Origin of the sequence: Gallibacterium genomosp. 1 (genome assembly GCF_000771875.1) — a bacterium.
Lineage (GTDB): Bacteria > Pseudomonadota > Gammaproteobacteria > Enterobacterales > Pasteurellaceae > Gallibacterium.
The window spans coordinates 84,045-108,918 of sequence record NZ_JPXX01000008.1; the positions used below are offsets into that span (position 1 = coordinate 84,045).

The 24,874-nt window shown below is 38.5% G+C and carries 19 protein-coding genes; 15 read left to right on the top strand and 4 right to left on the bottom strand.

Annotated features, from left to right (window positions below):
* Position 1 precedes the first annotated feature (1 nt).
* A complete protein-coding gene (gene msrP / locus JP36_RS03095; RefSeq protein WP_039083184.1) occupies positions 2 to 955 on the bottom strand; it encodes a protein-methionine-sulfoxide reductase catalytic subunit MsrP in 954 nt (317 codons plus the stop codon).
* A 186-nt stretch (positions 956 to 1,141) separates the two neighbouring features.
* Here msrP and JP36_RS03100 point away from each other — a divergent pair, with 186 nt between their 5' ends.
* From JP36_RS03100 to glnE, 8 genes are all read left to right on the top strand, one after another.
* Positions 1,142 to 2,230: a PhoH family protein gene (locus JP36_RS03100; RefSeq protein WP_039134538.1), complete on the top strand. Its 1,089-nt coding sequence runs from the start codon at positions 1,142 to 1,144 to the stop codon at positions 2,228 to 2,230.
* A complete protein-coding gene (ybeY, locus tag JP36_RS03105; protein ID WP_234702139.1) occupies positions 2,220 to 2,696 on the top strand; it encodes an rRNA maturation RNase YbeY in 477 nt (158 codons plus the stop codon). Before JP36_RS03100 ends, ybeY begins: the two co-directional genes overlap by 11 nt.
* Positions 2,697 to 4,649: a GNAT family N-acetyltransferase gene (locus JP36_RS03110; RefSeq protein WP_039171839.1), complete on the top strand. Its 1,953-nt coding sequence runs from the start codon at positions 2,697 to 2,699 to the stop codon at positions 4,647 to 4,649.
* 375 nt (positions 4,650 to 5,024) lie between these two features.
* A complete protein-coding gene (leuA, locus tag JP36_RS03115; protein WP_039171842.1) occupies positions 5,025 to 6,578 on the top strand; it encodes a 2-isopropylmalate synthase in 1,554 nt (517 codons plus the stop codon).
* 11 nt (positions 6,579 to 6,589) lie between these two features.
* The gene (leuB, locus tag JP36_RS03120; protein ID WP_039171845.1) at positions 6,590 to 7,666 is read left to right on the top strand and encodes a 3-isopropylmalate dehydrogenase; all 1,077 of its coding nucleotides are present in this window, start codon (positions 6,590 to 6,592) and stop codon (positions 7,664 to 7,666) included.
* A 620-nt stretch (positions 7,667 to 8,286) separates the two neighbouring features.
* Positions 8,287 to 9,699, top strand: a complete 1,413-nt coding sequence (gene leuC, locus JP36_RS03125) for a 3-isopropylmalate dehydratase large subunit (protein ID WP_039171847.1) — start codon at positions 8,287 to 8,289, stop codon at positions 9,697 to 9,699.
* 9 nt (positions 9,700 to 9,708) lie between these two features.
* A complete protein-coding gene (leuD, locus tag JP36_RS03130) occupies positions 9,709 to 10,311 on the top strand; it encodes a 3-isopropylmalate dehydratase small subunit (RefSeq protein ID WP_039171850.1) in 603 nt (200 codons plus the stop codon).
* Between the two features lie 93 nt (positions 10,312 to 10,404).
* Complete coding sequence (gene glnE / locus JP36_RS03135) at positions 10,405 to 13,311, top strand: bifunctional [glutamate--ammonia ligase]-adenylyl-L-tyrosine phosphorylase/[glutamate--ammonia-ligase] adenylyltransferase (RefSeq protein WP_039171854.1); 2,907 nt, start codon at positions 10,405 to 10,407, stop codon at positions 13,309 to 13,311.
* Positions 13,312 to 13,325: 14 nt separating this feature from the next.
* On the opposite strand, the gene folK is transcribed toward glnE, so the two are convergent.
* From folK to dksA, 3 genes are all read right to left on the bottom strand, one after another.
* Positions 13,326 to 13,808 carry a 2-amino-4-hydroxy-6-hydroxymethyldihydropteridine diphosphokinase gene (gene folK / locus JP36_RS03140; RefSeq protein WP_039171897.1) on the bottom strand — a complete coding sequence of 161 codons (483 nt, stop codon included), beginning with the start codon at positions 13,806 to 13,808 and terminating at the stop codon, positions 13,326 to 13,328.
* Positions 13,808 to 15,286 (bottom strand): polynucleotide adenylyltransferase PcnB, encoded by a 1,479-nt coding sequence (gene pcnB, locus JP36_RS03145; protein WP_418904659.1) that lies wholly within the window; start codon positions 15,284 to 15,286, stop codon positions 13,808 to 13,810. Before pcnB ends, folK begins: the two co-directional genes overlap by 1 nt.
* Positions 15,287 to 15,465: 179 nt before the next feature.
* A complete protein-coding gene (gene dksA, locus JP36_RS03150) occupies positions 15,466 to 15,915 on the bottom strand; it encodes an RNA polymerase-binding protein DksA (RefSeq protein ID WP_039134528.1) in 450 nt (149 codons plus the stop codon).
* 329 nt (positions 15,916 to 16,244) lie between these two features.
* Here dksA and JP36_RS03155 point away from each other — a divergent pair, with 329 nt between their 5' ends.
* From JP36_RS03155 to pgsA, 7 genes are all read left to right on the top strand, one after another.
* Positions 16,245 to 18,629, top strand: a complete 2,385-nt coding sequence (locus JP36_RS03155; RefSeq protein ID WP_039171858.1) for a DNA internalization-related competence protein ComEC/Rec2 — start codon at positions 16,245 to 16,247, stop codon at positions 18,627 to 18,629.
* A gap of 72 nt (positions 18,630 to 18,701) precedes the next feature.
* Positions 18,702 to 20,450 (top strand): lipid A ABC transporter ATP-binding protein/permease MsbA, encoded by a 1,749-nt coding sequence (msbA, locus tag JP36_RS03160; RefSeq protein ID WP_039134526.1) that lies wholly within the window; start codon positions 18,702 to 18,704, stop codon positions 20,448 to 20,450.
* Positions 20,451 to 20,471: 21 nt separating this feature from the next.
* Positions 20,472 to 21,449 carry a tetraacyldisaccharide 4'-kinase gene (lpxK, locus tag JP36_RS03165; RefSeq protein ID WP_039171861.1) on the top strand — a complete coding sequence of 326 codons (978 nt, stop codon included), beginning with the start codon at positions 20,472 to 20,474 and terminating at the stop codon, positions 21,447 to 21,449.
* Positions 21,446 to 21,643 (top strand): Trm112 family protein, encoded by a 198-nt coding sequence (locus tag JP36_RS03170; RefSeq protein ID WP_039089278.1) that lies wholly within the window; start codon positions 21,446 to 21,448, stop codon positions 21,641 to 21,643. The genes lpxK and JP36_RS03170 overlap by 4 nt, the downstream gene beginning before the upstream one ends.
* A gap of 1 nt (position 21,644) precedes the next feature.
* Positions 21,645 to 22,421 (top strand): 3-deoxy-manno-octulosonate cytidylyltransferase, encoded by a 777-nt coding sequence (gene kdsB, locus JP36_RS03175; RefSeq protein WP_039171864.1) that lies wholly within the window; start codon positions 21,645 to 21,647, stop codon positions 22,419 to 22,421.
* A gap of 3 nt (positions 22,422 to 22,424) precedes the next feature.
* Entirely contained in the window at positions 22,425 to 24,248 is a 1,824-nt protein-coding gene (gene uvrC / locus JP36_RS03180) for an excinuclease ABC subunit UvrC (RefSeq protein WP_039171868.1), read from the top strand.
* Between the two features lie 75 nt (positions 24,249 to 24,323).
* The gene (gene pgsA / locus JP36_RS03185; protein WP_039171871.1) at positions 24,324 to 24,872 is read left to right on the top strand and encodes a CDP-diacylglycerol--glycerol-3-phosphate 3-phosphatidyltransferase; all 549 of its coding nucleotides are present in this window, start codon (positions 24,324 to 24,326) and stop codon (positions 24,870 to 24,872) included.
* Positions 24,873 to 24,874: the final 2 nt, after the last annotated feature.

A 24,874-nucleotide genomic window follows, 5' to 3' on the forward strand; every position in this document is an offset into this window, starting at 1 on the left:
CTTAGTAATTCTTGCTTAAATCCAGGTGAGAATATAAGTGAGCAACTTGTTCTTCATAACCATTAAACATTAATGTTGGCTGTCTTTTAATATCAAATAATCCACCAGACCCAATTACGCGTTCGGAGGCTTGTGACCAACGAGGATGATCTACTTTTGGATTGACATTGGCATAAAAACCATATTCATGTGGAGCGAGTTTTACCCAAGTGGTTAATGGGCGAGTTTCACTTAAGGTAATTTTGACAATGGATTTAATACTCTTAAACCCGTATTTCCAAGGTACAACTAAGCGAATCGGCGCGCCACTTTGTGGTGCTAAGGTTTTACCATATAGCCCGACAGACATCAGCGTTAGTGGATTCATTGCTTCTTCAATCGTCAATCCCTCGATATAAGGGTAATCAATATTACCACCGAAGAAAGGATTTTTTTGCCCTGGCATCTGCTCTGGATCATACAGCGTTTCGAAGACAACATATTTTGCTTTACTAGTAGGAGCAACAGCTTTTAATAAAGAGGAGAGTGGGAAACCAATCCAAGGAATAACCATTGACCAAGCCTCGACACAACGGAAACGGTAGATTCGCTCTTCTAATGGAAATTTAGTGAGGAGATCTTGGTGATCTAAGATAAGTGGTTTCTCAACTTCACCACCAATTTCTAATTGCCAAGGATCCGTTTTGAAATCTTTTGCGTAGTGTGCGGGCGATCCTTTTTCAACACCAAATTCATAAAAATTATTATAACCAATTACTTTTTCTTCAGGCGTTAATGGCAATGTATTTTCTGCTTGGGTAGAAAAATCTAATGCGATACGGCGATCGATTTTATCTTCTGCATAACTTAGTTTAGGCAGTAATGGCGTAATACTTGCTCCCCCTAATAAAGCAATTAGTTGGCGACGTTTTTTAAAAATATGTTCAGGAGTAACATCGTGTTCAGTGAGTTTCATATACTATCCTTAATAATAAATAAAAGTAATTAATTAACCGATATTCAGATTGGCATTTTTAGTAGAAGTTCCTGATGAATTGGAAAAGTTTATAGATTGCTGTAATAGGTAAGATAAAAGGGAATTTATTGCTCACCAGAAAAACGCTATACTACCAACACTTTTATGTAACCACTGAGGTGGAACTTGACCACAACAATTTCAGAAGTTTTTACGTTAGAACCACAAGATAATGCACGATTGCAATCACTTTGTGGACCATTTGATGAACATATCTCATTAATTGAAAAGCAGTTTAACCTAATTATCTCTCGCCGTAATTTTACGTTTACCTTAGAGTCAGCAGACGAAGAAAGTAAACCTCATCACGCACAGTTATTGAAAAATGTGGCAAAGCTCATTCAACGTTTATATGTCGAAACGGCAATGGTAAAAGGCAAAGTGAATGAACTCGATCTTGAGCAAATTCATTTAGCAATCCAGGAAAGCAGAATGTTGCTGCAACAGGTTGATACCGTTGAAGATGATGAAGCTAAAGTCTTTAGTACCACGATCAAAACTAAGCGTGGTGTGATCAAACCACGTGGCAAAAATCAGATCCAATATTTACATAATATTTTGCGTCATGATATTAGCTTTGGGATTGGGCCGGCAGGCACAGGAAAAACTTTTTTGGCAGTTGCAGCAGCAGTTGAAGCGTTGGAAAAACAGCAAGTACGCCGTTTGTTATTGACACGTCCTGCGGTGGAGGCTGGTGAAAAATTGGGGTTTTTACCGGGGGATTTAACACAAAAAATCGATCCTTATTTGCGACCATTATATGATGCACTTTTTGAAATGCTTGGTTTTGAAAAAGTGCAGAAGTTGATGGAACGTAATGTGATTGAAATCGCACCGTTGGCATATATGCGTGGCCGTACTTTGAATGATGCTTTTATTATTTTAGATGAAAGTCAAAACACGACTATTGAACAGATGAAAATGTTTTTGACTCGTATCGGGTTTAATTCTAAAGCGGTGATCACCGGCGATATTACTCAGGTTGATTTACCTCGTGGACAAAAATCCGGTTTACGGCACGCTATTGAAGTGTTAAGCAATGTAGACGATTTAAGTTTTAATTATTTTAAGAGTGAAGATATTGTGCGTCATCCAGTGGTGGCAAAAGTAGTACAGGCGTATGAAAAATGGGATGAGGAGGAACAATTACGCCGTAAAGAGATTGCGGAACAACGTCGTCAGGCAAAATTAGAGGAACAACAAAATGACGAATAATGCTGAAATGCTAGTAGATCTACAAATTGCCAGTGAAGATCAAAGCAATTTACCAACATTACAACAATTCACTTATTGGGCAACACAGGCGGTTAAACCGCAGCAAGATAATATAGAAATAACAATTCGGATCGTGGATGAGGAAGAAAGCCATCATTTGAATTTTACTTATCGAAACAAAGATCGTCCGACTAATGTGCTTTCGTTCCCGTTTGAAGTGCCAGAAGGCATTGAGTTGCCGTTATTGGGAGATTTGGTGATTTGTCGTCAAGTGGTTGAAAAAGAAGCACAGGAACAGCAAATTTCTTTAGAAGCTCATTATGCACATTTGACCGTACACGGCTGTTTACACCTGTTGGGCTATGATCATATTGAAGATGATGAAGCTGAAGAAATGGAAAATTTGGAAACAGAGATTATGCTGTCAATGGGATATGCTGATCCTTATGTAAGTGAGAAAATCTAAGTGCAAGATTTTTCTCGTCAAATTATTATTTTTTCCGGGTCGTCACACTGGAAAATAGAACAACAGCTCAAGATTATTCAACATTATCAACATTATCACGGTGTATATTGCGGTCATCAGCTACCGCAATATACTCAGGATTCTCTTTCTTGTTATGCTTTTCAACAAAGTCGCAATATATTAGGACAAGAATTTCAATTTGCTATTTTTGATGCGACAGTGGAAAAAGATATTGCATTCCATTTGGATAGTTTATTGATCTTATCAGCAACATTACAGGCTGGCGGTGCTTTATTTCTTTTCATACCTGAATGGCACAAGCTGGATGAATGTATCGATTTTGATAGTGAACGTTGGAACAACGGTCAACGACCGCATACCGTGCCACATTTTATGAATTGGTTTAAACAAACTGTTGCTTGGCAACAAATTGTTGTTTATCAAGAAAATGGAAGTGAAATCATACTTCCACAGCTGACTTCCGCTAATTGGCATATACCACCTTCTGCTATAAAGCATCAACAAGCAGTATTGATGCAGCTAGCTCAACGACCCAATGGCATTCTATTATTATCTGCTCGCCGTGGACGAGGTAAATCAGCTTTGCTTGGTCAATTAATTCAGCAACAGTCACAAACAGCAAATATTTTAATTACTGCTGCGAATAAAAAAGCAGTAACAACTGTTGCCAAATTTGCTTTACCTCAGAAATTGAATTTTATTGCACCAGATGAACTACTACAAAAAATTAAACAAAAACAGTTCAATAATAACGAATTTTTAATTGTTGACGAGGCTGCAATGTTGCCATTGTCAAGTCTTGCATTATTTTCCAACGCCTTCAGCAAAGTGCTGTTGACAAGCACCAGTGAAGGTTATGAGGGGTCAGGCAAAGGCTTTATCTTGAAGTTACAAGGATATTTAAAGCGAAAAATTCACTTTTTTGATTTAGACATTCCATTACGCTGGCAGCAGAATGACCGACTTGAACAATGGATGGATCAATTAGCATTAGTAGATCAAAACACCTCCAATATCCCTTATCAAAATAGTAAGCCGAAATTTAATGTTTATAATACTTTGCCGATCAATTTTCCATTTGCTGAACTATATCAATTACTCAACTTATCTCATTACCGCACTACACCTACTGATTTACGTCGTTTAATGGATAGTACTAATCAATATTTTATAACGGTAGAAATGGCGGAACGTATTATTGGTGTAGTGTGGTGTTTAGAAGAGGGAGGTTTTTGTGATGAAAAACTAGTTGAACAAATTCGGTTAGGTTATCGTCGTCCAAAAGGAAATTTGGTTGCTCAAGCTTTGTGTTTTCAAACTAATTTATCACACGCCTTAACATTACGTTCAGTACGTATTTCGCGGATTGCTGTGCTACCTCAATATCAACATCAAACCTTAGGAACACAGTTAATTCAGCAATGTATACAAAAGTATCGGCATCACGTTGATTATCTTTCGGTCAGTTTTGGCTTTGAAACCTCATTATTTCGATTTTGGAAAGAATTAGGTTTTCAATTAAGTGCTGTTAGTGTTAAGCCGGAAGCAAGCAGTGGTAATTACAGCGTAATGATGATTTATCCGTTATCTACTGCTGGTACAGTTTTTTGTCAACAGGCAGTGAATCGTTTCCAACGCGATTTTATATTAAGTGAACATCCATTATTAACAAAACTTGATTCACAAGTAGAAACAGATTGGCATTTAAATTCAGAAGATTGGCAGTTTATTGATGAATTTATTCAATATCAACGCACTTTAGCAGTAAGTTATGCTGCTTTACGTCGATTATTTCACCATTATCCAAATGATAATCTAGAAAAACAGTTGAAACAATTTAAAAGCTTATTTTTTACACAAAAAAAACTAAAAACAACAATTTTTAAACAACAACTTGAGCATTTTTTAGCTAATAAAAATAAAAAAATTTAGTTTTATATTAAGAAGAAAAGCTAGAGAATAAAATTAATCTTTTTATATTTATTAGTTAAAAATAGCTGTTTTTTATATTTTTTTAGGTTTTAACACTGCATTATGTATTTAAAAAAAGCAAAATAAGCCATTATTTAGCATAAAATGCTATTGACTTAAAATGCTCTTTTCGGCAAAATCGATCACGTTTTTCAGTTTTATAAGGTTTTGAACAATGTTTTCTCCTATTTCTTTATCTCTGATTCTGTTACTCACAAATTAACAATTTGTGCGGTAAGGCGTGGATAAAGAAAAAATTGAATTTAAGCAAACACACATCTGCCCGCACTTAGCGGGCTTTTTTTTAACTCTTTTTTATGTTGACGACGGTGGAGTATGAGCAATCAAGTTATTATTTTTGATACAACCTTAAGAGATGGTGAACAAGCGTTAAAAGCCAGTTTAACAGTAAAAGAAAAGTTGCAAATCGCACTTGCCCTTGAGCGTCTTGGCGTTGATGTGATGGAAGTGGGCTTCCCTGTTTCTTCGGCGGGGGATTTTGAATCTGTCCGAACCATTGCACAACAGGTTAAAAATAGTCGCGTTTGTGCCTTATCTCGTGCGGTGGATAAAGACATTGATGTGGCTGCGGAAGCCTTGAAAGTGGCTGAAGCCTTTCGTATTCATACCTTTATCGCCACCTCTGCTTTGCACGTTGAAGCCAAATTACGCCGCACTTTTGACGATGTGGTAGAAATGGCGATCAACGCGGTGAAACGTGCCAGACGTTATACCGATGATGTGGAATTTTCTTGCGAGGACGCAGGGCGTACGGGGATTGACAATATTTGCCGTATCGTAGAAGCGGCGATTAATGCGGGGGCAACCACCGTGAACATTCCCGACACCGTGGGCTATTGCTTACCGATGGAATACGGCAACATTATCGCCAATGTGATGAACCGCGTGCCAAACATTGATAAAGCCATTATTTCCGTGCATTGCCATAACGATTTGGGTATGGCGACTGCCAATTCTTTGACCGCCGTGCAAAATGGGGCAAGACAGATTGAATGTACCATCAACGGTATCGGCGAGCGTGCTGGTAACACGGCATTAGAAGAAGTGGTGATGGCGATCAAAACCCGCCAAGCCTTGTTTGGCGTGGACACTCGCATTAATACGCAAGAAATCCACCGCGTCAGCCAAATGGTGAGCCAATTATGCAATATGCCGATTCAGCCGAATAAAGCCATTGTGGGATCAAACGCCTTCGCCCATTCTTCAGGAATCCACCAAGATGGTATGGTGAAAAATAAAAACACCTATGAAATTATGTCGCCAGAAACTATCGGCTTGAAAAAAGAAAAATTAAATTTGACTGCCCGTTCTGGTCGTGCGGCGGTGAAAAACCATATGGATTCAATGGGTTATCAAGAAAATGAATATGATTTGGATAAATTATACGAAGCTTTCTTGAAATTAGCGGACAAAAAAGGGCAAGTGTTCGATTATGACTTAGAAGCCCTTGCCTTTATTGATATGCAACAGGGTGATGAAGATCGCTTAACCCTTGATGTGATCACCTCGCAAATGATTAGCCATTTGCCTGCTTCCGCTTTCGTGCAAGTGGAATTGGACGGCGAGAAATTAAGCCAAGTGTCGAGTGGTGGGAATGGACCTGTTGATGCGGTGTTCAATGCCATTTTGAAAATCACAGGCATTGAATTAAAAATGTTGAACTACAACTTAACCGCCAAAGGCGAGGGGGCGGAAGCACTCGGACAAGTGGATATTGTGGTGGAGCATAAAGGTCGCCGCTTCCACGGTGTGGGCTTGGCAACGGATATTGTGGAATCCTCTGCACGGGCGTTAATCCACGCGATCAATGCGATCTACCGTTCGCATAAAGTAGAAAATTTAAAATTACATAAAAATTCGGTGAATTAAGGAGTGTTGTGATGAAAAATTATAATGTTGCCGTGTTGAGCGGCGATGGCATGGGCCCTGAAGTAATGGCAGAAGCCTTAAAAGTGTTAAGTGCGGTGCAAAAAAAGTATGATTTTCAATTAACTTATCGTCATTTTGATATTGGCGGAATTGCCATTGACAATCACGGCACGCCTCTGCCAGCGGAAACCTTAAAAGGTTGCGAAGAAAGCGATGCGATTTTGTTCGGCTCTGTGGGCGGGCCAAAATGGGAGCATTTACCGCCAAATCAACAGCCTGAGCGTGGGGCATTGTTGCCTTTGCGTAAACATTTTTCTTTATTCTGTAATCTTCGTCCAGCGACCCTGTATAAAGGGTTAGAAAAATTCTGTCCATTGCGTGCGGACATCGCTGCGAAAGGCTTCGACATCGTTACCGTGCGTGAATTAACAGGCGGGATTTATTTCGGACAGCCGAAAGGGCGTGAGGGCGAGGGGGCGAGCGAAAAAGCCTTTGATACCGAAGTGTATCACCGCTATGAAATTGAACGCATTGCCAGAGTGGCTTTTGAAACGGCGATGAAACGCAAAAAACATCTCACTTCAGTGGATAAAGCCAATGTGTTGATGAGTTCTGTGCTATGGCGTGAAGTGGTGGAAGAAATGGCGAAAGCCTACCCTGAAGTCAAGGTGGATCATATTTATATCGACAACGCCACAATGCAACTGATTAAACAACCTGAGTTTTTTGACGTGCTACTTTGCTCAAATATTTTTGGCGATATTATTTCTGATGAATGTGCGATGATCACAGGATCAATGGGAATGTTACCGTCTGCTAGCCTTAACGAACAAGGCTTCGGTTTATACGAACCCGCTGGCGGTTCAGCTCCAGACATTGCGGGCAAAGGCATTGCTAACCCAATCGCCCAAATTTTGTCTGCGGCAATGATGTTGCGTTACAGCTTCAACCTCAACGAGGCTGCCCGTGAAATTGAAAGTGCGGTGCAAAAAGTGCTTGAAAATGGCTATCGCACGGCAGATTTAGCTGATGAAAACAAACCTGTTTCTACTAAGGAAATGGGGGATCTTATCACAAAAGCGATTTAAATCTCCCCCTATCCCCCTCTTTGTTAAAGAGGGGGGATTGATTAGTAGGAAAAATAGTAGAGCTGCCTTATTTCCCTATCTTTCTCAAAAAAGGGGAAATGGAATAGTAGAAATAACGAAGTCTCTTTCTTATTCCTCCTCTTTATTAAAGAGGGGAAATTGATAAGTGAAATAGCTTAGTTATTTTCTATCAATAAGGAGTAAATAAGAGAAACTGATAATGAAATCTCCCCCTAACCCCCTCTTTATTAAAGAGGGGGAATTGATAAGTGAAATAACTTAGTTAGTTTCTATCAATAAGGGATAAATAAGAGAAACTGATAATGAAATCTCTCACAAAATCCCCTCTTTGTTAAAGAGGGGGATTGATTAGTAGGAAAAATAGTAGAGCTGCCTTATTTCCCTATCTTTCTCAAAAAAGGGGAAATGGAATAGTAGAAATAACGAAGTCTCTTTCTTATTCCTCCTCTTTATTAAAGAGGTGGGCTTGATAAGTGAAATAGCTTAGTTATTTTCTATCAATAAGGGATAAATAAGAGAAACTGATAATGAAATCTCCCCCTAACCCCCTCTTTAATAAAGAGGGGGTTAGGGGGAGATTCTAAACAAGAGATTATAAAATGACGAAAAAAACCCTATACGATAAATTATTTGACGCCCACGTCGTCTATGAAGCAGCAGGCGAAACGCCGATTTTGTATATCAACCGCCATTTGATTCACGAAGTAACCAGTCCGCAAGCCTTTGACGGATTGCGAGTGGCGAATCGTCAAGTTCGCCAAGTGGGGAAAACCTTCGGTACAATGGATCACAGCATTTCAACCCAAGTGCGTGATGTGAATAAACTTGAGGGGCAAGCGAAAATCCAAGTGTTGGAACTTGCCAAAAACTGTGCCAATACAGGCATTGAATTGTTTGATATGAACACCAAACAGCAAGGGATCGTTCACGTTATGGGCCCTGAGCAAGGGCTAACGTTGCCAGGAATGACTATCGTCTGTGGCGATTCCCATACTGCAACGCACGGTGCATTTGGTGCATTAGCGTTTGGGATTGGTACATCAGAAGTGGAACACGTTTTAGCCACCCAAACCTTAAAACAAAGCCGTGCAAAAAATATGAAAATTGAAGTGCGAGGCAAAGTCGCCCCAGGAATTACGGCAAAAGACATTGTGCTTGCCATTATCGGCAAAACTACAATGGCAGGCGGCACGGGACACGTTGTGGAATTTTGCGGTGAAGCCATTCGTGATCTTTCAATGGAAGGGCGTATGACCGTGTGCAATATGGCGATCGAACTCGGTGCGAAAGCGGGCTTAATCGCCCCAGATGAGACGACCTTTGAATACTTGAAAGGTCGCCCTTATGCACCGAAAGGCAAAGATTGGGACGATGCGGTGGCTTATTGGAAAACTTTAAAAACCGATGATGATGCACATTTTGATACCGTAGTGGTGTTAGACGCGAAAGAGATTTCGCCACAAGTAACTTGGGGAACGAATCCTGGACAGGTGATCGGTATTGATCAAACCGTGCCAAATCCTGCGGAAATGAGAGATCCTGTGGTGCGAGCTTCCGCTGAAAAAGCACTGGCTTACATTGGCTTAGAAGCTAACACCGATTTAACCCAAGTGCCAGTGGATCAAGTGTTTATCGGCTCTTGCACTAACTCGCGTATTGAAGACTTACGTGCTGCCGCCGCAGTGATGAAAGGACGTAAAGTTGCCGATAACGTAAAACGCGTGTTGGTCGTTCCGGGGTCAGGTCTTGTTAAAGAGCAAGCGGAAAAAGAGGGCTTAGATAAAATTTTTATCGAAGCAGGGGCACAGTGGCGTAACCCAGGCTGTTCAATGTGCCTAGGAATGAACGACGATCAACTTGGCGAGTGGGAACGTTGTGCCTCCACCAGTAACCGCAACTTTGAAGGTCGCCAAGGGCGTAACGGACGCACGCATTTAGTCAGCCCCGCAATGGCAGCAGCGGCGGCAGTGTTTGGCAAATTTGTTGATATTCGTCAAGTGGAATTACTTTAAGGAGAAATTATGGCAGGCTTTAAACAGCATTCAGGCATTGTTGTACCTTTAGATGTGGCAAATGTAGATACCGATGCCATTATCCCAAAACAATTTTTACAAGCTATCACCCGTGTGGGCTTTGGCAAGCATTTATTCCACGAATGGCGTTATCTCGATGCGGCAGGCACACAGCCTAATCCTGATTTCGTGTTGAACTATCCGCAATATCAAGGGGCAAGCATTTTATTGGCACGCAAAAATCTTGGCTGTGGTTCTTCCCGTGAACACGCCCCCTGGGCATTGGCAGATTATGGCTTCAAAGTGATGATCGCCCCGAGCTTTGCGGATATTTTCTACAACAACAGCCTAAATAATCATATGTTGCCAATCCGTTTAAGCGAAGAAGAAATCGAAGAAATCTTCCAATGGGTGGCTAAAAATCAAGGGAAAACCATTGATGTGGATTTAGAAAAAATGACCGTTCGCGTCGGCACAAAAGTTTATCCGTTTGAACTAGACGAATTTCGCCGCCACTGCCTATTAAACGGCTTAGACAATATCGGTTTAACCCTACAACACGAAAACGCCATTGCGGAATATGAGAAAAATATTCCTAACTTCCTAAAATAAACAGCAAATAGGGTAAAAAATCTCGAATAAATTTCCAAAATCGTGTAAAAAGCGTGTATCCTTTTTGCAAAGAAAAACAAAAAGGATACCGCTATGCAACTCTCCTCAATGCAACAACAGCGTCTATTTGATCTGTTACAAAATTCAACCTTAAAAGATCATTATCAACTTCCAATTATCTTGGAAAATTTACCGGAAAATCTTCGCCAAATTGCAACCGCTATCTATTTTTCTGATTTTGTCGCAGAAATTTTACAGAAATACCCTGCTATTTTCGAACAATGGTTACTACAATTACCGCAGTTTACAGATTGTGGATCGTATCAACAGCATTTACTCGTACAACTGGAAAAAGTAGATGATGAAAACAATCTGTATCAAATTTTGCGTCGTTTTCGTCATTGCGAAATGGCTAAATTGAGTTTTTGTCAAAGTTTAAATCTTGCCAGTGTTGAGCAGATCTTTCATCAGCTTTCCGAATTAGCGGAAGCGATTATTGTGGTGACCAAAGATTGGCTTTATAAAAAGCTCTGTGTTGAATTAGGTACACCGACTAATGCTGAAGGAGAAGCTCAACCACTCATTATTTTGGGAATGGGGAAATTGGGTGGCAGAGAGTTAAATTTCTCTTCTGATATTGATCTGATTTTCACTTATCCGGATCACGGTGCAACGGTAGGTTCCAGAAGAAGTATCGATAATGGACAATTTTTTATCCGTTTGGGGCAACGTTTTATTAAAGCGTTGGATCAAGCTACCATTGATGGCTTTGTTTATCGCGTTGATATGCGCCTGCGTCCTTTCGGCGAAGCCGGCGCATTAGCATTAAGTTTTGCCTCGATTGAGGATTATTATCAAGAACAAGGGCGTGATTGGGAACGTTATGCGATGATTAAAGCGCGCATTATGGGTGAAGATGCCAATGATCCGAATCACCGTTATTTAAGCCAGTTGCTACGCCCATTTGTTTATCGGCGTTATATTGATTTTAGTGCCATTCAATCGCTGCGTGATATGAAGCAGAAAATCAATGCTGAAGTAAGACGACGGGGCTTAGTGGATAATATTAAACTTGGTGCTGGCGGTATTCGTGAAATTGAGTTTATCGTACAAGTATTCCAACTGATTCGTGGTGGTCGAGAAAAGGCATTACAACAAAGAGAGTTACTCCGAATTTTACCGAAATTGGTTGAATTAAATTTACTACAGCCACTTGAAGCAACACATCTATCTCAGGCTTATCTTTTTTTGCGTCGAGTGGAAAATATTCTACAAGCGATTAACGATCAACAGACACAATTATTACCAACCAATGAACAGGATAAACAGCGTTTAATTGATGCCTGTCGAGTTTTTACCTATTTTAACCAGCAGCATCAATTAGTTACTATTGAATACCCGATTTATGACTGGGACAGTTTTTATCAAGTGTTAAGTCAGCATCAACAAAATGTACGTCAGGTGTTCAGCTACTTAATTGGTGAAGAGGATGAAAAAAGTGAGGAATATCAAAGTGATTGGCAAGATTTTCTAGGCATCAATTTTAATCATCAGGATGTGATGACACTATTGGACAAATTAAATTTATCTCATCAGCAAGAAATTGCCGATCATATGTGGCAGTTCAAACAAGAAATGTTACGTAAATCAATTGGTGTGCGTGGTCGAGATGTGTTGGAACAATTACTTCCAATTTTATTTGATGAGATGTTGGCTATGAAAGATGCAGCAGTATTGCTTCCTCGTATTTTAGAAATTATTGCCAAAATTGCGACCAGAACGACTTATCTTGAATTATTGTATGAGAATCCAAATTCACGCGTATTATTAATGAATTTATGTGGCGCATCACCTTTTGTTGCTCGACAAATTGCTGATTATCCATTGTTATTGGATGAGTTATTAAATCCTAATACGTTATTATCTCCACCTCCATTTAGTCAATACCAAGCAGAATTAGAACATTATTTGATACGAATTCCTCAAGAAGATGAAGAACAATTAATTGATGTTTTGCGTCAGTTTAAATTAGCAACGCAGTTACGAGTAGCTGCTGCTGATATTCTAGGTGCTTTGCCAGTGATGAAAGTAAGCGATCATTTAACTTATTTAGCGGAAGCGATTATTGCCAGTGTAGTTAATCTTGCTTGGCGTCAGGTTACACAACGTTTTGGCACACCTAACCACTTACAAAATAATGACAAAGGTTTTTTAGTGGTTGGTTACGGCAAATTGGGGGGTATCGAATTAGGCTATAAATCAGATTTGGACTTAGTTTTCCTCTATGATGCACCAGCAAATAGCGAAACAATCGGTGGTAAAAGAAATATTGATAGTGGACAGTTCTATTTACGTTTAGCACAAAAAATAAATAGTATTTTCAGTATTCATACAAATTCAGGAATTTTATATGAAATAGATATGCGTTTACGACCTTCCGGTAGTTCAGGCTTATTGGTCAGTTCGATAAAGGCCTTTCACAATTATCAATTAAATGAAGCTTGGACGTGGGAAAAACAGGCTTTGGTGCGAGCAAGACCAGTTTTTGGTGAAACCACTATGAGACAACAATTTACACAGATTCGTCACGATGTGTTATCTACAGAAAAAGAGATAAATCAACTGAAGATTGATGTACGAGAAATGCGAGAAAAAATGTATCAACATTTATCACACACGGAAGCGGGCTATTTTGATATTAAAAAAGATCGTGGTGGTATTACCGATATTGAGTTTATCGCACAGTTTTTAATGCTAGCAAACGCTCCAAAGATACCAGAATTAACAACTTGGTCTGATAATGTACGTATTTTTGAGGATATGGTGAAATATCAAGTTATCACGCCGGAGATTGGTGAAAAATTAACCAAAAGTTATGTTGAATTGCGTAATCATATTCACCATCTAAACCTTGCCGGCAAGAATTCAGTGGTGGAGGCTGAACCGTTTTCTGCAATAAGAGTTTTTATCACTCAAGTATGGCGGCAGTTATTTTATTAATAGCAAGATTGTTTTCAATTTGATAGTTTCCACATTTGATGTGGCCTAAATTTTTTAACCGTTTCGGATAGAAGTTCCCCATCCGGAAAGACTAAATTGGGTGCAATATCAAATAAAGGAATAATCACGAACTCCCGATTTTTCATTTCACAATGAGGAACAATTAAGCGAGGATGCAAAATAACTTTTTGATTAAACAGTAAAATATCGAGATCAAGTGTACGCTCTCCCCAACGACGTAATCTGACCCGACCTTGATCGTTTTCGATTGATTGTAATAAATCCAGCAGTGCTAATGGTTCAAGTTCAGTTTCTATTTGTACAACTGCATTAATGTAATCAGGCTGATCTTGAGGCCCTAACGGCTTGCTACCATAAAAAGGACTAAGTGATTTTATTTTCAGCTCCGGATGTTGATTTAAAGTCTGCACAGCACGTGTTAATTGTGCTAAAGGATCATCTAAATTACTACCTAATGCAATATAAACGTTATTTATCAACTAGTTATCCTCATTTTAGTGGTATTTATTTTCTTTTGGTTGTTTGCCGGATGATAACGTCGGCGAGATTTACGTTTTCGTTTCTTTTCTTGATTTGGGTGTAACTCCTGCTGTACCTTGATTAATTCTTCACGTTGCGTACTATTACTTTGTTGATATTCATACCACCAAGCTGCCAATTCAATAGATTCGCCCTGTTCAATTTCGGCACGCATTGCTAATAGATCATAAGCAGCACGAAACTTAGGATGCTCCAATGTAACTTGTGGCTTCTTACCAGTACGTTTAGTGAAAAGTAACTGCAATGACCAAATATCACGGATGGTAGCAGTATGGCGACGTAAAATGGCAATACGTTGACAAATTAGCGTCAATAAATCATTACTAGCAAGAGAATAGGCATCAAAGTTATTTAAACCACCTTCATTCTTCAATATTTCAATACGCTCACGTAACGGATACCAAAAAAAAGCGGCAAACAAAAATGCTGGATTAATACGTAAATGATCGGCAATACGCTCATCAGTGGAACGTAATGCGGTAATAATCATTTTTTCTGTAAATGAGTCATTATTTGCGGTAAAAAATGGAATTAATGCCGGAAAAAGTTGATGAAATAATTGATATTTATAGAGTAATTGATATGTTTTCTCACCCTTCCCAGTTTGTAATAGTTTTAATGACTCATCAAATAAACGTGCCGCTGGAATGTTTTGCAATAAAGATGCCAATTGATAAATCGGTTTTTCACATTGTTTATCAAGAAACATATCCAGTTTTGCCATAAAACGGATAGCACGCAACATTCTGACTGGATCTTCCTGATAACGTTGAGTTGGATCACCAATCAACATCAATCGACCTGCGCGCAAATCTTTAATACCATTGAAGAAATCATAGAGTTTATCTTTACGGGGATCGTAATAAAATGCATTGACAGTAAAATCACGACGAGCGGCATCATCTTCCAAACTGCCGTAAACATTATCGCGTAGTAACATTCCTTCTGCACTCTGTTTAGCTAATTTATCATTATTAATTTCATCGTGAGCAGCGCGGAATGTTGCAACTTCAATGATTTCTCTACCGAATAAAATATGTGCCAACCTGAAACGGCGCCCAACTAAACGACATTGACGTTGAAATATTCTTTGAATCTGTTCTGGACGCGCACTAGTTGCAACATCGAAATCTTTAGGCATTTTGTTCAATAAAATATCGCGTAAACAACCGCCTACCACATAAGCCTCAAAACCATTACTCTGCAATTTTTCAACAACCTGTAATGCTTGACGGCTAATAAGATGAGGATAAATACCATATTCAGAAGCTTTTAAGTATGGTAATGCTGCTCGTTTAGATTTGTTTTTCACAGAGGAAAATTTCTGCTTAGTTTTTTTCTGACTAACAACAGGAGCAGATGTATGTTTTGTTGAGAAAGTGTTTTGCTGTTCTTCCGTTTTTTGCGGAAACAGTTTTCGAATAAATTTAAAAATAAGACCACCTCAATCTACTTTTAAAAAATATGTAAAAAATGATATTTTTTATCTATTTTTAAAATAGAAAACTCTCCCTAAACTGGATTAGGGAGAGAAATTTGGCTAATTACCGCTGTAAACAGCGGTAATTCAATCACTTGGGTATTTTGATGAATTTACCCACCAATCTGTTTTTCGCGAATTTCTGCTAATGTTTTACAATCAATACAAAGATCAGCTGTCGGACGAGCCTCTAAACGCTTTATCCCAATTTCAACACCACAAGATTCACAGTAACCGAAATCTTCAGATTCAATCTTTTTGATAGTACGTTCAATTTTCTTTAATAATTTTCGTTCACGATCACGATTACGTAGTTCTAAACTGAACTCTTCTTCCTGTGTAGCACGATCGGATGGATCCGGAAAATTAGAAGCTTCATCACGCATAAGTGCGACAGTTCTATTTGCTTCTTCCATGATTTGATCATGCCAAGCAGTTAAAATCTTTTTAAAATGAAGAAGTTGCGCTTCATTCATATATTCTTCGCCGACTTTCTCTTGATAAGGTTGCACACCGGCAAGAGCTAAAACACTTAGTGATGATTTTGGCGTAGTTGCCGTCATATTTAAATCTCTCCTAGACACCAAAAAATAAATAACGACTAATAAAACACTCCATATGAAATACTTTTATCAAAAATAGAGCCTTTTTTATACAATTTTCCGTCGATTTTCATACACTTTGGAGTGAGCTATTCCAAAGGACGGTTATAAATATCAGAACTTATACTTTTTAGCAAACAGAATTTTTTAAAATGATGATTATTTAAACGAAGAAATACAGAAAAACAGATATTTTTTGTAAATTTTCGATGAAGCTCACATTTTTACTGCTTATCTTTTGCACATTAATACAGATCTATTATTTTACTCCAGAATAAAAAGGAGGATATGTGGAGCGAATTGCCATTGCTTGTATTGTCAGTTGTTTGGTGATGATGTATTTGCCGTTTGAATGGATTTTTTTAACTAAATTTTGGGGTATTTTTTTCGCTATTACTTCGTCACTGACCGTATTGTTAATAAGAAAGAAAAGTCCGTGGAGTAATGTGATTATTGCAATAATATTTTCGTGTTGTTGGTGTTTATTTTTGATGCAACAACTCATCACGCAAGCACAGTATTTGCAGACACTACCGAAAAAACAGCGTGCGGAAATTTTGATTGAAAAGGTTTTGCACCAACGCGATTATCAAACGGCAATTGCATCATTGAAATTTTCACATAAAGATGAAAAGTATCGTTTTTATTTAAGTTGGCAAACACCCCAACAGATAGCTGCCGGACAGTCTTGGCAAGGAGAGGTGACATTAAAACCTTTAGCATCAAGAGTAAATTTTGGTGGTTTTCAGCGTCAAAAATGGCTGTATGCAAATCATATCGTTGGTTATGCCGTTATTAAAAAAGCAGTTTTTATTGCTGATAATCCTGATTTACGCGAACGATTATTACGACATAATCTTAATTTATGGCAACAGCAACCACAATCGGAATTATTTCTTGCATTGGGGTTTGGTGATAAACGTTTTTTAAGCAAGGAAATGCTACAACTGTTTCAACAGACTGGAACAGCGCATTTAATTGCGATTTCAGGATTGCATATCGGTTTGGTAATGTTATTGGGGGTTGCTTTAGCTCGTTGTGTGCAATATTTATTGCCTACTCATCGTATTACACCGTTTTTCCCATTACTATTCGGTGGAATATGCGCTTTGTTATACAGTTATTTAGCCGATTTTTCAATCCCAACTGTCAGAGCAATTATTGCATTGATTTTTCTATTGTGGCTAAGATTTTTTCGAGGTCATTTAAATTGGTGGCAATGTTATGTACGTTGTATCACTATCTTTGTGTTATTAGATCCATTTATTCTATTAAGTGATAGTTTTTGGCTATCTGCATTAGCAGTTTTATGTCTATTGATTTGGAATCATCTATTTCCCCTATCAATTTGGTCAATTCGGGGGAAAAAGCCACACCAATTCGGTAAAATAGTTTATTACATTTTTACTCTTATTCATCTGCAAATCGGGCTTTCCCTACTATTTACACCGATTACAATTTTCTTTTTTTCAGGTTTTAATTTCTTTAATCTATGGATTAATTTGTGGATTGTGCCGATTTTCAGCTTTGTACTCATCCCATTAATTCTATTTTCCATTTTAACATTCAATTACTTCCACAGTTGGTCACTATGCCAATTCATTGCACAACAGTGTGTTGATAGTTTAAAGATATTTAAAATAGGTTGGCATCCTGTTTCAGAGGTAGAAAATCTCTGGATTAGCTTGGTTTTTCTAGGCTTGTGTTTGATTTTGGGTATATGCTGCACTCGTTATTATAAATATCAACAAACTAAAGATAATGATCATAATTGGTTATCAACACCAACATTATTACGTTTAGAGTTATCTTCTTTAGTTGTTAGTACCGATTTTCAAACTATTTTAAAAATAATAGGAATAATTGGGGCAATCGTATTATGGCAATTGGGCATCTATTATTATCAACAATATCGCACGTTATGGACGCTAGAAATGTTGGATGTCGGGCAAGGAATGTCTATTCTGATACAACAAAATGGTAAGGGAGTTTTGTATGATACCGCTGCTTCGTGGCGTGGTGGTAGTATGGCTGAATTAGAAATTATTCCTTATTTACAAAGGCGAGGCATTGTATTGGAAACGATTATTCTAAGTCACGATGATAATGATCATAGTGGCGGTGCTGAAACGCTACTTAACTATTATCCGAACGCAACATTAATCACATCTTCTAAAAAAACATATGCCGAGAGAATCCCTTTACCGTGTTATAAAGGGATTCAATGGTATTGGCAAAATTTAAATTGGCAAGTAATTGCACCGTATAAAATAGAGAAAATAGCTAAAAATCGCCAATCTTGCGTTATATTACTTAATGACGGGAAACATAATGTGCTGTTAACCGGTGATCTGGATAACACTGAGGAATTACGGTATTTAGCGGATTTCCCGATGATTGATATTTTGCAGGTTGCTCATCACGGTAGCCGTACTTCTACCAGTACTGCATTTTTGCAAAAAACACAACCTAAAATAGCATTAATTTCCGCTGGCATAGGCAATCAATGGCATTTTCCACATCAGGAGATTATTTCACGATTACAGCAATTTCAGGTAGATACGCTAGTAACAGCAACAGTAGGACAAATTCTATTACGTTTTACCAAACACGGAGAAATTGAAGTTGAAACAGCGAGAACCTTCTTACAACCTTGGTTTAAGCAGTTACTTTAAGGGCTGATTTGATAAATAACAGAATAAAGGTAGAATAGCGTTTTAAATTTATTTACGGTACAACGCTATTTTATGAATGATAAAGATTTTTCAACAAAAGCGACATTTAAACGTTTATGGCCAATGATTTGGCAATATCGATTAGGTATTTTAATTGCAATTATTGCCTTGGTTTTTAACGCATTAACCGAAGCTGGATTAATCTATTTATTGAAGCCATTACTGGATAAGGGATTCGGTGAGGCAGATCTGTCATTCCTAAAATGGTTGCCAATCATCGTTATCCTGCTTATTTTTTTACGAGGGATTACCAGTTTTGTTTCCGATTATTGTCTTTCGTGGGTGTCGGGTAATGTAGTAATGGTAATGCGCAGAATGTTATTTAAACATTTAATGTATATGCCGGTCAGTTTTTTTGACCATCAAGCGGCAGGGAAACTGCTTTCACGCATCACTTATGATTCCGAACAGGTCGCGAACTCCTCTTCCAATGCCTTGATTACTATCGTGAAAGAGAGTGCTACCGTGGTTTCATTGCTGGGGTTAATGCTTTATACCAGTTGGCAGTTGTCGTTGGTGCTTTTCGTGGTCGGGCCTATTATTGCAGTATTAATCAGTGTGGTATCCAAGCATTTTCGCCGTTTAAGTAAAAATATGCAGAATTCAATGGGCGAATTGACAGCAAGTGCAGAACAGATGCTGAAAGGGCATCGTGTCGTGCTTTCTTTTGGTGGTCAACAAGTTGAAGAACAACGTTTTGATTTAGTCAGTGATGATATGCGTCGTAAAAGCCTGAAAATGATGGCAATGAGTGCCATTTCAGATCCTATTGTGCAAATTATTGCCTCTTTTGCATTGGCGGTAGTGCTATATTTGGCAACAATACCAACAATGATGGGAGGACAACTTACCGCTGGTGATTTTACGCTTGTTTTTTCATCAATGTTTGCTTTATTAAGACCTTTAAAATCTTTAACCAATGTGAATGCACAATTCCAACGTGGAATGGCAGCTTGCCAGACTTTATTCTCTATTTTGGATTTGGAAACAGAACAAGATAATGGCAAATTTGTAAGTGAAAAAGTTAGTGGTGATATTGCTTTTAAAGATGTCAGTTTTTACTATCAAGGCAAGGATGAACCGGCACTTTCTCATATTTCGCTTAATATTCCTGCTGGAAAAACAGTGGCATTAGTAGGGCGTTCAGGTTCAGGTAAATCAACAATAGCCAATCTCATTACACGCTTTTACGATGTCCAACAAGGTGAAATTACACTTGATGGGCGTAATATTAAAGATTATACCTTAGCGAATTTGCGTCAGCACTGTGCCATTGTTTCGCAACAGGTTCATCTTTTTAATGATACTATCGCAAATAATATTGCTTATGCGGCAACAGAAAAATATAGTAGAGAACAAATTATTGCGGCAGCAAAAGCAGCTCACGCAATGGAATTTATTGAAAAAATGGAACACGGTTTGGATACTATGATTGGAGAAAACGGTGTTTCACTTTCGGGCGGACAACGCCAACGTTTAGCAATTGCAAGAGCATTATTAAGAAATGCTGCAGTGTTAATTTTAGATGAGGCTACCTCTGCCTTAGATACGGAGTCTGAACGTGCGATCCAAAATGCATTGGATGGTTTGCATCAACATAAAACATTGTTGGTAATAGCACACCGTTTATCAACGATTGAACGAGCAGATGAAATTATTGTCATTGATCAAGGAGAGATTGTTGAAAGAGGAACGCATCAACAGTTGCTGCAATATGGGCAAATCTATGCTCAATTGCACAAAATGCAATTTGAAGGTTAAGAGGTTTATAAAAGAAACAGTATGAAATTCTGGTATCAACAATCGTGGTTGCAATGGTTATTATTACCTTTCTCTTGGGTATTCCAATTGGCGACATATTTACGACGGAAAGCCTATCAAAAAGGTATTTTTAGCTCTTGGAAAGCACCTTGCACGGTTGTAGTGGTTGGTAATTTATCGGTAGGCGGAAATGGGAAAACCCCATTGGTGATTACATTAGTGGAACAATTACAACGACAGGGAATCCGTGTTGGTGTGATTTCACGCGGATATGGCGGTGAGAGCGATGAATATCCGTTTTTGGTTTGTGCCTCTTCCGATGCTAAAAAAGTGGGGGATGAACCGGTATTAATCGCTCAACGGACATCAGTACCAATTGCAATTTCTCCTGATCGGCGACAAAGTATTGAGTTACTACACAAAGCATACCACCCACAAGTCATTATTAGTGATGATGGTTTGCAGCATTATAAATTACAGCGTGACCTTGAATTGGTGGTGGTGGATGGTGAGCGTCGCTTTGGTAATGGCTTATTGTTGCCGGCTGGACCGTTAAGAGAATTACCTCAGCAACGATTAAAAACAGTTGATGCGGTTATTTGTAACGGCGGCATAGCACAAAATAATGAAATTCTGATGATATTACGTAGTACCGAAGCTATAAATTTGGTCACAAACGAGAGAATAGCATTAACACAATTTTCTCAGGTGAACGCTATTGCTGGAATCGGTTACCCACCACGTTTTTTCACAAGTCTTGAACATCAAGGAATAGAGATATTATCAAGTATTTCCTTCCCGGATCACCACTCTTTTAAGCCATTGGATTTTTCCACTTTTGATCAAGATGATATTCCTTTGTTGATGACAGAAAAAGATGCAGTAAAATGCCGACAATTTGCAAAAAAGCATTGGTGGTATGTGGAAGTTACGGCGGAAATTAAGAAAGAGCAATTAGAAAATTTAATTGCAAAGATTATTGCTAAGGTAAATAAATGAAACAAAAAGTGATTAGTATGTTGGCGTGCCCACACTGCCATCAACCGCTGTTGCTTGATGAGCAACAACAACGTTTAATTTGCGAAAATGAACAATTTGCCTATCCAATTATGAACGGTATTCCAGCACTGTTGCCGGAAAATGCAGTGTCGTTAAAGCAGGATAATCAAAACCAAACAGTGAAGGAGATATAAAATGAGATTCAGTGTCATTATTCCGTCACGGTATGCCTCTAGTCGTTTACCGGGTAAACCACTGAAAGATATTGCAGGTAAACCTATGATTCAACACGTTTGGGAAAAAGCGCAATTAGCTGGAGCAACAAGGGTAATTGTTGCGACTGATCATCCCGAAATAGAGCAAGTAGTGAAAGCCTTTGGTGGAGAAGTTTGCCTCACTTCAGATAAACATAATTCCGGCACTGAACGGTTAGCAGAAGTAGTGACAAAATTGGCATTGCCTGATGATGAAATCGTGGTCAATATTCAAGGAGATGAACCTTTGATTCCACCGGTAATTGTAAAACAGGTAGCTGAAAATTTAGATAAATATCAAGTAAATATGGCAACTTTATCAGTGAAAATTGATGAAGCTCAGGAGCTATTTAATCCGAATGTAGTGAAAGTATTAACTGATAAAAACGGTTATGTGCTTTATTTCTCTAGAGCGGTAATTCCGTGGCATCGGGATCAATTTGCTGGCGTATATCAACAACCACAAGAAATTAAACATTTTGAATTACTTACTAATTTGTATCAACGTCATATCGGCATTTATGCCTATAGAGCAGGCTTTATTCGCCAATATGTGTCGTGGCAACCGACAGCATTGGAACAGTGCGAATCATTGGAACAGTTGCGGGTTTTATGGCACGGTGAAAAGATTCATTGTGAGCCGGCGTTGGAAATTCCGGCAGTAGGTGTAGATACTGAAGAAGATTTATTAAAAGTTCGTGCAATTTTGTCCTGTTAAACGATGTTTGATGCAAAAAAATTTCTTGCCGATGTTTTGGAAAATCCTGGCGTTTATAGGATGTATGATAGGAATAACACCGTTATTTATGTCGGCAAAGCAAAAAATCTAAAAAAACGGCTTGCTAGTTATTTCCGAAAAAATGTTAATAGCAAAAAAACAGAAGCATTGGTTGCTGCAATTGCTCATATTGACACAACAATTACACACTCTGAAACAGAAGCGTTGTTACTTGAACATAATTTCATCAAGCAATATCAGCCTCGTTATAATGTATTGTTACGGGATGATAAATCCTACCCTTATATTTTATTAACTCACGAACATCACCCTCGAATTACTTCATATCGTGGAGCAAAGAAAATCGCTGGGGAATATTTCGGTCCTTATCCACACTCCTCTGCTGTGAGAGAAACATTATCATTAATGCAGAAACTTTTCCCAATTCGCCAATGCGAGAATAGCGTTTATAACAACCGCTCTCGTCCTTGCTTGCAATATCAGATAAAACGTTGTTTAGCGCCTTGTGTTGCCGGATATGTAACAGATGAAGATTATCAACAACAAGTTGAGTTGGCACGTCTATTTTTACAAGGCAAAGATCAGCAGGTGGTTACCCATTTGATAAAAAAAATGGAACAGGCTAGCAATAGATTAGATTTTGAAACTGCGGCACGTTATCGCGATCAGATTCAAGCGGTGCGATCTGTAATGGAAAAACAGTTCGTCAGTAATGATCGTTTGGATGATATCGATATTATCGCGATTGCTTACAAATCTGGATTGGCTTGTGTGCAAGTGTTGTTTATTCGTCACGGCAAAATATTGGGAAATCGCAGTTATTTCCCGAAAATTCCGGCAAATACGCAGGTTGCTGAAGTTATTGAGACTTTTTTAGGGCAATTTTATTTACAGGCACATCAAGGGCGGAGTATTCCTGATTCGATTGTGATTGATCACTCTTTAGCCGAAAAAGAGATGTTGCAAACGTTATTGAGTGAACAGGCAGGGCATCAAGTTCAAATTCAAGATAAAGTAAAAGGTGAAAAAAACCGCTATTTACAGTTGGCTCAAACTAATGCTTCGATTGCATTAATAACGCAATTGAAACAACAAGGCAGAATAGAGGAGCGTTATCAAGCGTTGCGACAATTGTTACATATGGACAAGATTCAGCGAATGGAGTGTTTCGATATAAGCCATACAATGGGTCAAAATACAATTGCTTCCTGTGTCGTTTTTGATGCGGAAGGACCGTTAAAATCGGATTATCGTCGTTTTAATATTGAAGATACGCACGGTGATGACTATGCGGCAATGGAACAGGCATTGAAGAAAAGATACGATAAAGATCTAACGGCAGAGAAGATACCTGATATTATTTTTATTGACGGTGGCAAAGGGCAGCTCAATCGTGCTTTGGCAGTGTTTGAGAATCTGAATGTGAGTTGGGACAAACACAAGCCGTTATTAATCGGTGTGGCGAAAGGGGTTGATCGTAAAGCCGGTTTGGAAACATTGTTGATCGGTAACAGTGAACGGGAGATTCATTTAGAACCGGATAATTTAGCATTACATTTGATCCAGCATATTCGAGATGAATCACATAATCACGCTATTTCCGGACATCGTAAAAAACGGCAGAAAGCATTTATTCAGAGTGGTTTGGAGAGCATTGAGGGCGTTGGTGCAAAACGACGTCAAGCATTGTTGAAATATCTTGGCGGTTTGCAGGGGGTTCGTGCTGCTACGATAGATGAATTGGCTTCCGTACCCGGAATTTCACGTTCATTAGCAGAAAAAATCTTTGAAACACTAAAACATTGATATTGAATATAGGCAATTTAACTCAATATGCTTTACAATAAAGATGTTTGCTATTAATTCGATCTGGTGATCAAGATGAAATTGAATATTCCCACTTTTTTAACCTTTTTTCGTGTTATTTTAATCCCGTTTTTTATCATTCTGTTCTATTTTCCATTTAGTTGGGCACCGTTTTGGACTGCACTTATTTTTACCATAGCCTCTGTTACCGATTGGTTAGATGGTTATTTAGCGCGTAAATGGAAACAAACAACTCGTTTTGGTGCTTTTCTTGATCCGGTAGCAGATAAAGTAATGGTTGCCGCTGCATTGGTATTAGTGGTTGAACATTATCATACTTTTTGGATTACGATTCCGGCAATTATTATGATCTCTCGTGAAATTATTATTTCAGCTTTGCGAGAATGGATGGCGGAATTAGGCGACAGAAATAAAGTGGCAGTGTCTTGGTTAGGGAAAGTGAAAACCACATCACAGATGGTTGCGCTTATCGGATTATTATGGCGTTATAATCCTACAATGGAAATTATTGCTACAATTGCGTTATATGTTGCGGTTATCTTGACAGTTTGGTCGATGTGGCAATATTTGACTTTAGCGAAAGAAAGTTTATTGCAGGAATAACG